General features: G+C 37.7%; 12 protein-coding genes and 1 other annotated feature. Of the genes, 2 read left to right on the top strand and 10 right to left on the bottom strand.

The genetic code is table 11. The features are described from left to right. Positions 1-20: 20 nt before the first annotated feature. On the bottom strand, positions 21-611 hold the full coding sequence (locus N7603_RS00790; protein ID WP_262095412.1) for a phosphate propanoyltransferase: 591 nt from the start codon (positions 609-611) through the stop codon (positions 21-23). 174 nt (positions 612-785) lie between these two features. Between N7603_RS00790 and N7603_RS00795 the strand changes: the two genes are divergently transcribed. Continuing rightward, a complete protein-coding gene (locus N7603_RS00795; protein ID WP_262095413.1) occupies positions 786-1,205 on the top strand; it encodes an HIT family protein in 420 nt (139 codons plus the stop codon). On the opposite strand, the gene N7603_RS00800 is transcribed toward N7603_RS00795, so the two are convergent. From N7603_RS00800 to dnaA, 9 genes are all read right to left on the bottom strand, one after another. After that, a complete protein-coding gene (locus N7603_RS00800) occupies positions 1,186-2,508 on the bottom strand; it encodes a sensor histidine kinase (RefSeq protein WP_262095414.1) in 1,323 nt (440 codons plus the stop codon). The two genes, N7603_RS00795 and N7603_RS00800, sit on opposite strands and share 20 nt — an antisense overlap. Beyond that, on the bottom strand, positions 2,508-3,161 hold the full coding sequence (locus N7603_RS00805; RefSeq protein WP_262095415.1) for a response regulator transcription factor: 654 nt from the start codon (positions 3,159-3,161) through the stop codon (positions 2,508-2,510). The genes N7603_RS00800 and N7603_RS00805 overlap by 1 nt, the downstream gene beginning before the upstream one ends. Positions 3,162-3,316: 155 nt before the next feature. Then, positions 3,317-4,594 (bottom strand): serine--tRNA ligase, encoded by a 1,278-nt coding sequence (serS, locus tag N7603_RS00810; protein WP_262095416.1) that lies wholly within the window; start codon positions 4,592-4,594, stop codon positions 3,317-3,319. 46 nt (positions 4,595-4,640) lie between these two features. Then, positions 4,641-4,835, bottom strand: a binding site (T-box leader). 431 nt (positions 4,836-5,266) lie between these two features. Next, on the bottom strand, positions 5,267-7,912 hold the full coding sequence (gene gyrA, locus N7603_RS00815; RefSeq protein WP_262095417.1) for a DNA gyrase subunit A: 2,646 nt from the start codon (positions 7,910-7,912) through the stop codon (positions 5,267-5,269). Positions 7,913-7,926: 14 nt separating this feature from the next. Further along, a complete protein-coding gene (gene gyrB, locus N7603_RS00820; RefSeq protein ID WP_262095418.1) occupies positions 7,927-9,843 on the bottom strand; it encodes a DNA topoisomerase (ATP-hydrolyzing) subunit B in 1,917 nt (638 codons plus the stop codon). 1 nt (position 9,844) lies between these two features. Beyond that, positions 9,845-10,876 (bottom strand): DNA replication/repair protein RecF, encoded by a 1,032-nt coding sequence (gene recF, locus N7603_RS00825; protein ID WP_262095419.1) that lies wholly within the window; start codon positions 10,874-10,876, stop codon positions 9,845-9,847. Continuing rightward, positions 10,869-11,084, bottom strand: a complete 216-nt coding sequence (locus tag N7603_RS00830; RefSeq protein WP_262095421.1) for an RNA-binding S4 domain-containing protein — start codon at positions 11,082-11,084, stop codon at positions 10,869-10,871. The genes recF and N7603_RS00830 overlap by 8 nt, the downstream gene beginning before the upstream one ends. A 149-nt stretch (positions 11,085-11,233) precedes the next feature. Further along, positions 11,234-12,364 carry a DNA polymerase III subunit beta gene (gene dnaN / locus N7603_RS00835; RefSeq protein ID WP_262095422.1) on the bottom strand — a complete coding sequence of 377 codons (1,131 nt, stop codon included), beginning with the start codon at positions 12,362-12,364 and terminating at the stop codon, positions 11,234-11,236. A gap of 130 nt (positions 12,365-12,494) precedes the next feature. Beyond that, positions 12,495-13,859 (bottom strand): chromosomal replication initiator protein DnaA, encoded by a 1,365-nt coding sequence (dnaA, locus tag N7603_RS00840; RefSeq protein WP_262095423.1) that lies wholly within the window; start codon positions 13,857-13,859, stop codon positions 12,495-12,497. A gap of 363 nt (positions 13,860-14,222) precedes the next feature. On the opposite strand from dnaA, the gene rpmH reads away from it, so the two are divergent. Next, positions 14,223-14,357 carry a 50S ribosomal protein L34 gene (rpmH, locus tag N7603_RS00845; RefSeq protein ID WP_262095424.1) on the top strand — a complete coding sequence of 45 codons (135 nt, stop codon included), beginning with the start codon at positions 14,223-14,225 and terminating at the stop codon, positions 14,355-14,357. The last annotated feature ends 87 nt before the right edge of the window (positions 14,358-14,444 follow it).

Genomic DNA, 14,444 nt, shown 5'->3' on the forward strand with positions numbered 1-14,444 from the left:
GAAAAAGCCCCGTGAAGGACTTATTCGTTGATTGTGTAGGATTTTACAATGGTGCAAGTATCGCCTGTATTAAGTTCGAATGCAGCACCATCATCTGTATCTAAATGACAGTCTAAAGCGAACTTAGGTGATACACGGCAAAGTACGTTATTAAGAATACCGCCTTTAGCGTTGTCGATGAAAATCGATACTTTATCGCCGTCTTTAACGCCGAAATCTTTCGCATCTTCTAAAGAGAAGTGGATGTGTCTATCTGCAACAATCACACCTTCAGAAAGTTCAACTTCGCCTTTAGGACCAACCAATTTACATGGGCCTGAACCTTTGACGTCACCTGAAGAACGTACTGGGGCAACAAACTTACCACGAATCGCGTCTGATCTTGAAATCTCAACTTGAGAAGCGGGTCTAACTGGTCCTAAAATACGAACCCCTGCAATTAACTTGCCTGCTGGGCTATATACGTCTACCTTTTCTTCTGCAGCGTATTGGCCAGGTTGGCTTAAATCTTTCATCTTAGTGAGTTGATAATCCTTACCAAATAAAATCTCTAAATGAGCTTGAGTAAGGTGTAAATGTCTACCTGAAATGCCTACTGGTATTTTTTTCATAAAAAGTCCTCCATTACTGATTAATTATAGCACCCTTTGTTTTATAAAACAACCAAGACAACTAAAAATGTGAACATCAATTCAGGTTAAAAGGAAGGTTTTTTAGACTAAATCTAGACAATAGTTCAGATTTTGTTGTGGTATAATGAAAGTAAAGAAACGAGGTAAATCATTATGGATTCTATTTTCACCAAGATCATCAAACGGGAAATTCCTGCTCATATCGTTTACGAAGACGATTTAGTCATCGCGTTTTTAGACATTACACAAGCTACAAAAGGTCACACCTTAGTTGTACCAAAAGCACAGTATGAAACCATTTTTGACATGCCTGAAGCCTTGTCTGGTAAGGTTTTTGAAGTCGTCACGAAGGTATCAAAAGCGGTTCAAAAAGCCTTCAATCCTGAAGGATTAAACATTCTAAGTAATAACGGTTCTTTCGCATCACAAAGCGTTTTCCATTTCCATGTACACATCATCCCACGTTATCAAGGTGACGATTTGACACCAATGAAAATGGTCAACCATGTTAACGAATTATCCAAAGGTGACTTCGAAAAAAGAAAAGAAGCCATTATAGCTTCTTTATCGTAAATTTAACGCCATTATCCACATTCTCTACAGTCAGTGAGAATCCGAATCGGTTGAATGTCTTTTGAACAATCGACATCCCAATTCCGAACTGACCTTTTGAACCTTTTTCATAAGGTTTGAAACCTTCTTTAATGTATTTTTCTTCAATAGCGGGACCATCGTTGAAAAACGTAAGGGTTCCGTTTTTTAATGTAATCACGATTTCAGTTTTCGCATACCTTATGGCGTTATCAATCAAGTTCTCAATTGAAGTGTAGAAGTATTCCTTAACCCCGATAAATTTGGAGTTATCTAAATCCGTAATGACCTTAACATCACCAAATCGGTGTTTATTATTCGAGGTGACATTGATGATGATATCTTTAATATTCACTTCTTCTAATACATGGTTCATTTCGATGTTGTTAATCTTATTGAGTTCAAGTAACAATCTGACTTTAGATTGTAACTTTTCGGTTTGTTTGATGATGATTTTCATATCAGAGATATCTGTTGTACCATCCATCATCGCCTCAGCGTAGGATTGAATAACCGAGATGGGTGTCTTTAAATCATGAGAAATGTTTTGGAACATTTCTTGTTTGGTTTTTTCATTTTCCTTGATCTCAAGTCGTAAATCTTCAACGGATCTCGCAAGTTCAGAGATTTCATCCTCACCATCCAAGATAACCTTGTTTTCATAACCAGAACTGTTAAAGGTACTAACCTCTTTTTGAATATAACGAATTCTCGCTGCAGTCTTACGACTCCACATCGCGATGACGGTGTTACCGACAAACACAATGATTGCGAACGATAAGAACGTTCCAATGAAAGTTGTTAAGACTTCATATCGCATGGTCGAAGCTTTAATTGAGTCAATGTAGGAGTTGTCCATAACTGCGATCATATACTCTGAGGTATCTGGGTCTACTTCATTTCTTTTTTCGATGTCTACATAATAGATCCCTGATTTATCTTTAAAGATTTTTTCTCCTAGATAAGCCGCTTCAATGATATTATTAATGCGTTGTAAATCACTGTTTAATATGCGATCGGCATTTGGCGATACAATGCGATTTGTCACGTCTGCTCTAAATGTAGAAATCCGGTTGACAGTAATCAATATATACCCTAAATAATCTTCTTTATCCTTTGGTAAAACCGTGTTCGCTTCTAAGTATGTTTGAACTTCATTACGAGCAAGTCCAACATAAACAGTTTGATAGTTATGCCAAGAAATATAACCAAAGATGATAGAGGATATCGTAGTGACTGTCGTAAATAAAATGACTACTTGGGTCGACAGTTTAAACTTTTTCATTAGAGTAATCGATACCCATAACCATAGATGGTTTCAATCATCAGTTTCGGCATCTTTTGTCTGAGTCTTCTTAAAAGGTCATCCACCACACGGTCAGACCCATAATAATCCGCACCCCAAACGTGACTTAGGATTTGTTCTCTTGAAAAAGCTTGATTCTTATTCTCAATAAAGAATAACATTAGTTCAAATTCTTTATTAGTAAGTTCGATAATTTGATCGTTTTCTTTGATAATACGCTTTTCAATATTGATCTCATAACTATCGTACTTAAGAAGGTTTGGACTGGTACGATTGGCTCTTCTTAAAATAGCTTTCACACGTAAAATCAATTCTCTAGGTGAGTAGGGCTTCGCTAGATAGTCATCTGATCCTAACTCAAGGCCTCTAATTTTATCTAAATCATGGTCGCGTGCGGAGGTGAAAATTACGGAGACTTTTGGATTCTTCTCTTTAATCGCTTCAATCAAGTCATAGCCATTGATATCCCCAGTTAGCATGATATCTAGAATCCATAGATCAATATCGTCTGCAACATGCGTAATCGCATCTTCACCAGATTCAAATAAAGAGACTTCATAGCCTTCTTTTATTAAGTATTTTTTGATAATCGAAGCTAAATCTTGTTCATCTTCTACATAGTAAATTTTCATAGTTGACCTCCGAAAAAATAAAGAAAGTGCCTGTTTTTAGGCACTTTCATTATAACATAGGAAGTTAGGAGAAAAAATAAGTTATCAGTATGTGACCATTATAACCATTAATTATGGGTAAAATATCACATAATTATGGTTTATTGTCGCAGAACTTATTTGATCACTGTGGTGTGCATGTAAGGTACTAACGCTTCTGGTATGGTAATCGAACCGTCTTCGTTTTGGTAGTTTTCAATGATCGCAATCATCGTTCTGCCTACAGCTAGTCCAGAACCATTTAAGGTATGAACAAATTCGGTCTTCGCGTCTTTTGTGCGTTTGAAACGGATATTTCCGCGTCTAGCTTGATAGTCTTCTGCATTCGAAATCGATCCAATTTCACGGTAAGTGTTCTGGCTTGGAATCCATACTTCAATGTCGTAAGTCTTAGCCATACCAAAGCCCATGTCACCTGTCGATAACGCAACCACACGATATGGTAATTTTAACAATTGTAGGACTTTTTCGGAGTTCTTAAGCATTTTTTCAAGTTCTGCATACGAATCTTCTGGTTTGGTAAACTTAATCAGTTCGACTTTGTTGAATTGGTGTTGTCTTAGAATCCCTTTTGTATCTCTACCAGCAGATCCTGCTTCACTACGGAACGCAGTTGTGTAGGATACAAACTTAAGCGGTAAAAGATCACCTTCGATGATTTCATCACGATACATATTGATGGTTGGTACTTCAGCGGTCGGATTTAAATACCAAGTATCTTCATCCGAAGTCACCTTATAAGAGTCTGCTTTAAACTTAGGAAATTGTCCTGTAGCGTACATCGAAGCTTCATTAATTAAATACGGTGGCATAATCTCAGTATACCCATGGTCTTCGGAGTGTAGGTCCATCATAAATTGAATTAAGGAACGTTCGAGACGTGCACCTAAGCCTCTATCGATAACAAAACGTGCACCAGTAATTTTAGCTGCTCTTTGGAAATCAAGGATGCCTAATTTTTCACCTAAATCGGCGTGGTCTTTAATTGGGAACTTGAATTCTTTTGGTACACCCCAATCACGAATGAGGACATTATCCTTATCATCTAAACCAACAGGTGTGGTTTTCGATGGGATATTGGGTGTATTTAAGAGTTTGTCTAAAATATACGCGTCAATCTCAGCGATTTTTTCGTCGTCTAGTTTGATTTGATCCCCGATTTGTCTGACTTGTTCTTTAATCGGTTCGGTGTTTTCACCTTTTTTTGCCATAAGTCCAATTTCTTTGGATTTGGTGTTTCTTTCGCTTTTTAGTTTTTCTACAGTCGCGATTAAGCTTCTGCGTTCTTCATCTTTCGCTACGAGTTCACGTAAATAACTGAAGTCACCCCCACGGGTGTTCAATCTTTCAATCGCTTCATCTAAATTTTCTCTAATCCATTTAATGTCTAACATGTTAGTCCCCCTTTGTGAGAAAAAAAAGTCCAAAAGAATTTGCATTCTTAAGGACGAAATAGTCGCGGTACCACCTTAATTCTACCTGTACCTACAGATAGCACTTAATGCTTTTTAACGCTTGCTAGCGGGTGTGATTAGCACCTCTCCTGAGTGGAATTCATATTGTACCTATGGGTTTTCACCAACCACCCACTCGCTTAAAATAGTACCAATACTACGGTTCAGTCAACGATTTCTTTCATTATAATCGATTTTTCCAATAAAGTAAAGATTGCACGATGTATTATAGACGATACTAACGTTTCCTCTTAATATAATCGTCTAAAACGGTTAGAATATTTGAATATCCTTTTATTGGACTATCCGCCTCTAAATAACTTGAGTCAATGAGTTCAATTCCACTGTTTTTTTTACAAACTGTGTCACCATCTGTCTTTTTTGACTCTTATCAACTTCCTTATTAAGTAAAACTTATTTGATAAATGAGGATAATACTCAGAATGGTTGATCTCACCTTCACTACATATCGATATTTTCGAAATATCAAATAAATATCAACAAAGAAATGACATTCTTTCAGTTCAGCGTTATTTTGCATGACTTTTTTCGTATTTAGGCTCTAAGTGCAGAAAAAAACAACCCTCATTTAGAATGAGGATTGTCATTTACTTATAAATCAAACAGGTTTTCTTTCTCTTTTACAGGTTCATTTTTGACTTCTTCAGCCGATACTTCGACAATTTCAACGACTTTCGCTTTGGTATCGAGATCTAAAGCGACTTGTTCAACAATTGGTTCATCAAGAGCTGGAATTTCTTCATGAGGAACCACTGCTAGAGTTACAACCACTTGATCGTCTTTTAAGCTCATGATACGTACGCCTTGGGTAGCACGTCTGGTTTGAGCAATTTGAGCGATGTGGGTACGAATGACCATACCACGGTCGGTAACGATGATAACATCTTCTTCTGGAGTAACACGGCGAAGGGCTCTTAATGCGCCATTCTTTTCAGTGACGTTTAAGGCTTTAACCCCTTTACCACCACGAACTTGGAGACGATATTCATCAGCGAGACTGCGCTTACCGTAGCCTTTTTCAGTAACTACTAAGATTTCTTCATCATCGGATTCGACATAAGTCATACCGACAATTTCATCTTTCTCGTCTAATTCCATACCGCGAACACCGGTTGCTGTACGGCCCATCGAACGTACATCGTTTTCATCGAATCGGATGGCTTTACCGTTAGATGCCCCAAGGATGACATGAGTCTTACCGTTGGTTAATTTAACATTTAGTAATTCATCGTCTTCTCTTAAGTTTAACGCGATGATACCGTTAGTACGGATATTTTGATATTCATTGACAGGGGTACGTTTTACAACACCCTTCTTAGTTGTGAAGAATAAGAATGCATTTTCATCTTCGAAGTTTTGAACTTGTGTGAAGGTGACTAAGGTTTCATCCTTATCAAATTGGAGTAAATTGACAATTGGTAAGCCCTTAGATTGTCTTGAACCTTCAGGGATACGATAGCCTTTGATCTTGTAGACTCTACCTTTATTCGTGAAGAATAAGTGGTAGTAGTGAGTATTGGTCATTTGGATGTGTTCAACGAAATCGTCGTCGTGCATCTTAATGGAGTTAATACCAACACCGCCACGGTTTTGAGCTTTGTACTCATCCATGGACATGCGCTTGATATAGCCATTATGCGTGACTGTGATAATCACATCTTCGACTGGGATTAAGTCCTCGTTTTCGATGTTTAAATCGTTATCATGCAAGCTGATGGAAGACATTCTTTCATCGTTATATTTTGCTTTGATTTCAGCGAGTTCTGCTTTAATGATATCGTATTTACGAATATCGCTACCGATGATGTCTTTATAGTCTGCAATACGGGTTGCGAGATCTAAGTCTTCTTCTCTAATCTTTTCGATTTCAAGACCCGTTAATCTTTGAAGTCTCATATCGAGAATGGCTCTAGCTTGGATTTCATCTAATGGATAGTTTGCCATTAAGTTTTGTTTTGCTTCTTCACCAGTAGGGCTCTTCTTGATTAAATCAATGATATTATCGATGTCTTCTAAAGCGATGACTAATCCTTCCAAGATATGCTTACGTTCTTCGGCTTTTCTTAAGTCGAAAATGGTTCTTCTTTGAATGACTTCAATTTGGTGTTGAATGTAATGATATAACGCATCCTTTAATGTGATGGTCTTCGGTTGGTTACCAACTAAAGCAATCATATTAATGGAGAAGTTGCTTTGCATTTCTGTAAGTTTGAAGAGGTTGTTAAGCATCACATGTGGATTGACATCTTTACGAAGTTCAATGACAATACGCATACCTTTACGGTTGGATTCGTCTCTTAAGTCTGTAATCCCTTCAACCATCTTTTCTTTCGCAATTTCAGCGATTCTTTCGATGAGTTTAGTCTTATTGACTTGATATGGAATTTGTTTAACTATAATGGTGTTTTTGCCACCTTTGCCTTCAACAATTTCGGTAACGGCGCGGATTACAATTGTACCGCGTCCTGTGGTATATGCTTGTCTTAATCCGCTTAAACCAAGAATTTGTCCACCGGTCGGAAAGTCCGGTCCTTTGACATAATCCATGAGTTCAATGTCGGTAAGTTCAGGGTTATCCATCAACGCTTGAATCCCATCAATGACTTCACCTAAATTGTGTGGTGGAATGTTGGTTGCCATCCCGACAGCAATCCCGGTTGCACCATTAACTAAGAGGTTTGGATATCTCGCTGGCATCACAAGAGGTTCATGTTCAGATCCATCATAGTTATCGCCAAAATTAACTGTTTCTTTTTCAATATCGCGTACGAGTTCCATCGCGATTTTGGACATTCTGGCTTCGGTATAACGCATCGCTGCGGCACCGTCGCCATCAACGGAACCAAAGTTACCATGACCATCGACTAGAGGGTAACGATAGTTGAAGTCTTGAGCCATACGGACCATCGCTTCATATACAGAAGAGTCACCATGTGGGTGATACTTACCGATAACTTCCCCAACGATTCTCGCGGATTTTTTATGTTGTCTATCGGCATACATACCTAAATCGTTCATTGCGTATAAAATACGTCTTTGGACCGGTTTCAAACCATCTCTAACATCTGGTAAAGCACGGCTTACAATAACACTCATCGCATAGTTTAAGAAGGATGTCTTCATTTCGGTTGCGATATTGAGTTCTTTGATCTTACCGTGAATATAATCGGAATTACCGTTTTCTTCTTTTTTTTCGACTTCAGCGTCAAGCACTAAGTCTTTTTCTTGATCGTTCATGGTTACCTACCTTCCTATGCGTCAATGTTCGATGCATATACTGCATTTTCTTGGATAAAGTTCTTACGTGGTTCAACTTCTTCACCCATCAACATCGTAAATACCGCATCCGCGTTCATTGCGTCTTTTAGGGACACTTGTAAAAGCGTTCTGGATTTAGGATCCATGGTGGTTTCCCAAAGTTGTTCAGGGTTCATTTCCCCTAGACCTTTGTAGCGTTGAATGGTTGGTCTACCACCCATTTGTTCTAATACAACACGGAGACGTTCTTCGTCGTAAACGTATTCAATGCGTTTACCGCTTTGAACTTTATAGAGTGGTGGTTGAGCTACATAGACGTAACCAAAGTCAATGAGCGGTTTCATATAACGGAACAAGAATGTCAGCATTAAGGTTCTAATGTGAGCGCCGTCGACGTCAGCATCGGTCATGATTACAATCTTGTGGTAACGGGCTTTAGTGATATCAAAATCTTCACCAATACCTGTACCAAATGCTTGTATCATGGATAGGATTTCTTTATTGGATAACGCTTTATCTAAGCGTGCTTTTTCGACGTTTAAAACTTTACCGCGTAGTGGTAAAATGGCTTGGAATGCGGAATCCCGGCCTTGTTTAGCAGAACCACCCGCAGAGTCACCTTCGACGATATAGATCTCGGATTCTTCTGGTTTACGGTTTCTGCAGTCAGCGAGTTTGCTGGCAAACCCAAGCATATCAAGTGGGCTCTTACGACGTGTCGCTTCTTTCGCCTTGCGGGCTGCGATACGTGCGCGTGATGCCATCAAGACTTTATCCATGATGGATTTCGCTGCTGTAGGATTTTCTAACAAGAAACGTTCTAAGGCTTCACCTGTAATTTGTGATACAATTTGACGGACTTCAGGGTTACCCAATTTAGTCTTTGTTTGACCTTCGAATTGTGGGTTTGGGTGTTTTACGGAGATAATGGCTGTTAAACCTTCTCTGGTATCTTCACCGATGAATGATTCATCTTTCTTTAAGATGTTGTTATCTTTTGCATAGTTCCCGATGACTCTCGTTAATGCGAGTTTAAAACCATCTTCATGCATACCCCCTTCATGGGTATGGATGTTGTTGGTAAATGAGAATACATTGGTTGCATAGGAATCGTTGTATTGTAATGCAAGCTCAACAGTGATGTTGTCGACTTCTTTTTGTGCATACACAATTTCAGGGTGAACAATCCCTTTATTTCCATTTAGGAATGTGACGTACTCTTGAATACCACCTTCATATTGGTATTCAAAGCGAACTGGTGTTTCACCACGTTGATCCTCGATTGAAATCTTGATGTGGCGATTCAAGAACGCCAACTCTTGGATACGATTTCTAAGTGTTTCAAAATCATATGTGGTGGTTTCTGTGAAGACCTCTGGGTCTGCTTGGAATTCAATTTCAGTTCCGGTATGTGTAGATTCACCAATCACTTTAAGATCGTATTGTGGAATACCTTTTTTGTATTCTTGTTGGTATAAAAGACCATTACGACGAATGGTAACTCTAAACCAAGAAGATAAGGCGTTGACAACAGATGCCCCAACCCCGTGCAATCCACCAGAGACTTTGTAAGATTTGCCATCGAACTTACCGCCGGCATGTAATACCGTTAAAATCGTCTCTACTGCACTTTTTTTAGTTTTAGCGTGAATATCTACAGGAATACCACGGCCATCGTCTGTAACGCGAATAATGTTGCCTTTTTGGATTTCTAGTGAAATCTCAGAAGCATACCCAACCATCGATTCATCGATTGAGTTGTCGACGATTTCCCATACGAGGTGGTGTAATCCACGTTCACCGGTTGAACCGATGTACATCCCTGGACGTTTTCTAACCGCTTCTAGCCCTTCAAGGACTTGAATATTCTCGGCGTTATAATTGTTATTGTTGTTGTTTAAATTGTCCATTCTAACTCTCCTTTGTTAGGTGTATCTGTTCTATATCTTGTATCTCAATCGGCTCTACACCAGAGATGAAGGTTTGATACTGTTCTGGTAGGTGATTGAGGAGTTTTTGTTGTTTATCTGAATCTAATTCACTTAATACATCATCGAGTAAGATAATCGTTTCGATCTCCTTACTATCATATATATCCAAAAGTGCTAATTTTAAAGCAATTACCATCAAACGTTGTTGACCCTGTGAAGCATACGTCTTCGCTTCTTGTTGATTGAATTCAAAGCTGAGTTCGTCGCGATGCGGCCCGTAGTTGGTGGTTTGTGTGAGGATGTCTTTATCTTTCTTGTCGTATAACACTTGTTTTAAGTTGTTTAAAGCGACATTGGGTTCATACTTAACGCCGACTTCATCTACTTCATTAAAAGTCTTAAAACGGGTTTTAAACGCTTGATTCAACTTTTGAATGAAGGTTTGACGTTTCAATATAATCTCATCAGCAACAATACTGAGTTGATCTGTGATGATTTTAAAGAAGGTCAAATCGTCGTTGACGCCCAAATTCTTCATTAAAGCATTCCTTTGTTTCAAAATTTGCTTATATTTTGAGAGATTGAGCATGTAGGGTTTATGGATTTGTGACATCTCGATGTCTAAGAATTGTCTGCGATTCGAGGGTTGTCCTTTGATTAAATCCAAGTCCTCAGGTGCAAACATGATCACACGATACCCATTGATGTAGTCGCTCATCTTTAAAACCTGGACTTTATCGATGAATGCTTTGGTCCCTGTATCGGAAATGACTACTTGATAATGGTGCGCATCGGTTGTGATATCGACCTTGGCGTAAGGGGCGTTTTTTTGTATCAACGCCTTGTCGTCACTGGTACGATGTGATTTGGTTAATGAAGCGAAATATATAGCTTCTAGGATACTGGTTTTACCCAAACCATTATTGCCAAAAATAAAAATCCGTTTTTTGTGGATTTTCAGATGTAAGCTCGAATGGTTCCTGAATTGTTTTAGTCTGATCTCTTTAATCATGATCGAAGATATAGACGTCTTTTCCAATCTGAACTTTATCTTTTGGATAGATTTTTTTGCCTCGGCGATTTTCAGGTTCTCCGTTAAAGAATATTTTGGTTTCTTCTAAAAACGGTTTGACCATTCCACCGGTTGAAACAAAACCAGCAGCTTTAACAAACTGTCCTAAAGTGATAAATTCAGCGTCTTTAATCTTAAAAGTTTTCAAGTTCGTATACCTCGCTTGATTATATTATATCATAATATAAGGAAAAATGTGCCTTTTATTTTGATTATTTGGAGGTTTTAACAGTGGATAGCCTAGACAACAAAAAAAGCCTTAAAACGGAAATTTCAAGGCTTATTGGTATGTGTTAACTATTCAATTCGGAGTGGTAAAATCAAGTGTAGCATATCTGGATCTAAGTCACCTTTGATAACAAATGGTTTAATTTCTCCAGCAAAATTAATCGATACTTCATTCGAGTTGAATGCTTTTAGGGCATCGGTTAAGTTTTTAGAATTGAATGCAATTTTAATAATTGGTCCGACTACGTCATCCGCTGGTACGATTTCTTCAACCGCGTCACCGACTTCATTGTTTGTCGAAGAAACTTCAACAATATAATCTGGACGAATATTTAATTTTACAATATTGTAGTTGTTATCTTTTTCACGTGGGCTTAAGACGCTGACACGTTCAACAGCTTTTAAAAGTTCTTCCTTGTTGAATTTAACAATAATTGGGAATTCCTTAGGAATAATTCTTAAAGTATCTGGGTAGACACCATCTAACAATCTGGTTTGGAATAAGATGTTTTTGAACTTGAATAATACTTTATTCGGGTTGATGAACATGGATACTTCTTCATTGATCGAATCAAGTGTTCTTGATAATTCATCCAAGCTGCGGTTAGGGATAACAATGTTAAACGCTTCGTAATCATGTGATAGTGGTAAAATCTTTTGAGATAAACGATAGGAGTCGGTTGCTACGCAATAAAGCTTATCGTCTTCGTGCTTCAAATTGACACCTGTTAAAATAGGGCGCTTTTCGTATTGTGAAGTCGCGTAGTTGGTTTCTTTGATAATAGCTTTCAATGTCTTGGCTTCCATAACAATTGGTTTACCTAAATCTAAGAAATCGACATCTGGATAATCTTCAGCTTCCATGACTCTTAATTTGAATTCAGAACGATCGGCTTTGATTACCATCATTTTATTTTCGATTAACGAAATTTCTACACGGTTAGATACGATCTTTCGCATAATCTCAATAAAATATCTGCCAGGAATAACCGCTTTACCGGGCGAAGTAATAACCAACGATTCGTCGCTGACTATTGTTTGAATCGCAATATCGGTGTTGGATGCTGTAAACACAAGGTGATCTTCGAGCACTTCGAGTTTAATACCATTTAATACAGGTAGCGGAGTTTTGACTGGTAGTCCTCTTTGGATAACATTCAGTGTATCTAATAAAACATCTTGATTAATACTAAAGACCATAAATTTTCTCCTTTTTATTATTCTTATTCATTACATTATTATTGTTAGTTGATGTGGGTTTGTGGAAAACCCCAAAAACCGCTTACTTACAATATAATTATACCATATTACCCACAGTTTTACCACACATTTAGTTGCTTGTTTTATCGACTTTTTTAAGAATGTTATCAATGGCTAATTTGAGCTGTTCGTTGTGTTTCAAATCATTCTCAATTTTTTCGCACGCTGCTAAAACGGTTGAGTGATCACGATTTCCAAAGAGCGCTCCTATTGTTTGATACGCAATGTTGTATTTATTTTTTATTAAGTACATGGCGATATGGCGCGGTAATGTGAATTTTGCATTACGTCGTTTACCAATGAGATCGTGTACAGTAATACTGTAATAATCACTAACGACACTTTGGATTCGGTCGTAGTTGTTTTCAGTTAAAGCCTCTGTTTTCTTCCGTGTTTTAATTAAGGTATCTAGCGCTTCGGCTGCAGAATCCACTGTAATTTCAATATTGTTGGTGACACAATAGAATAATACCCGTTTTAAAGCACCTTCAAGTTCTCTAACGTTGGTAGTAAAATAACTAGCAATAAATTCTAATACAGAAGGATTGATGTCCATTACATCCGGTGCTTCGGTAGAAAGCTTCTTTCTTAGAATATCAACTCGGTGTTCAAGGTCAGGAATACCAATATCGACGACTAAACCCTGTTCAAATCGTGAACTTAGACGTGACATGATATTTTTTAACTCTGAAGCAGGTTTATCAGAAGTAATAACGATTTGTTTATTTTGTTGAGATAATAAGTCGAATAAACGGAAGAATTCCATCTGGGTTTTAGGAGCCCCAGCAAGCATTTGAATATCGTCAATAAGTAAAACATCCAAATCACGATATTTTTCGTTGAATTGATCCATTTTTTCCTTCTTCAATTGGTCTGCAAGTTCTTCAATAAAATCTGAAGCTTTGATATACAATACTTTCTGATTGATATCGTTATCTAATATATAGTTACCAATCGCTTGCATCAAGTGGGTTTTACCAAGACCTACATCACCAAAGATATAGAACGGATTTGCCACAATACCAGGTTGATCGGCTACTTTTAGAGCCATTTGGAAAGCAAAGCGGTTTGATTTACCAACGACAAAGTTATCAAAACTTAGGGTTGCAATCAAGTTACCAGTACGGTATTTTTTGTCTAGATTCTTCTCTGGGCCAACAAGCTGCTCTTCACCCACAAGATCAGATGCTAAAACGAACTTAAATTTTATTAATTCTTTAGGATATAAAGTCGCCGCCAATGTATTGATTCTTGTAAGATACAATCTATTGATTCGATCTTTAACATAAACCGAAGGTGCCATAATATGGATATACCCTCCGGAGACCTTCTTTACAGACGAAAGAGGCTCAAATAGATCCTCGTAAATTTCGTCTGAGTAAGATGATCGCAGGGTATCCAAAATCTGACCCCACAGTGCATCGTATTCTTTCATATTTTCACTCCAAACTTCTCGTATACATATCTTAGCACATGCGCGTATAGAGTATAACAAAATCTTATCCACTGAAATTGTGGGAAACTTTTCTTCCGCAGCAGTCTGAAAAACTTATATGTTTATTAAATACACACTTATAATGGCTTAACCACCTATTTTCATGGACTTTCAAAGATTTCCACAATTGGGGATAACGTGTGGGAAAGTTTTCCACAAAAAAGTGTGAATAACTTTATTACGCTAGAGAGAGATAGAGCTAACATTTTACCCTTAAAAATTAATTAGCGATTTAGATTGACTTTTTAAAACTATATTTATATAATAATACACGCATGGTTTCGTGAGAAAGGTGGTTTATTTATGAAAAGAACATATCAACCAAGTAAACTTAAACGCGTAAAGACTCACGGTTTTAGAGCACGTATGGCTACAGTCGGTGGCAGACTCGTTCTATCACGTCGTAGAGCTAAAGGACGCGCTTCATTAACTGTATAATTGAATACAACATTTTAAAACAACCTGGACTACTCGATAAAATGTGCGCTAAGCGCTTTTTGAGTAGTCCTTTTATTTTAAAAAATT

Origin of the sequence: Paracholeplasma vituli (assembly GCF_025446935.1) — a bacterium.
Classification (GTDB): domain Bacteria; phylum Bacillota_I; class Bacilli_A; order Acholeplasmatales; family UBA5453; genus Paracholeplasma; species Paracholeplasma vituli.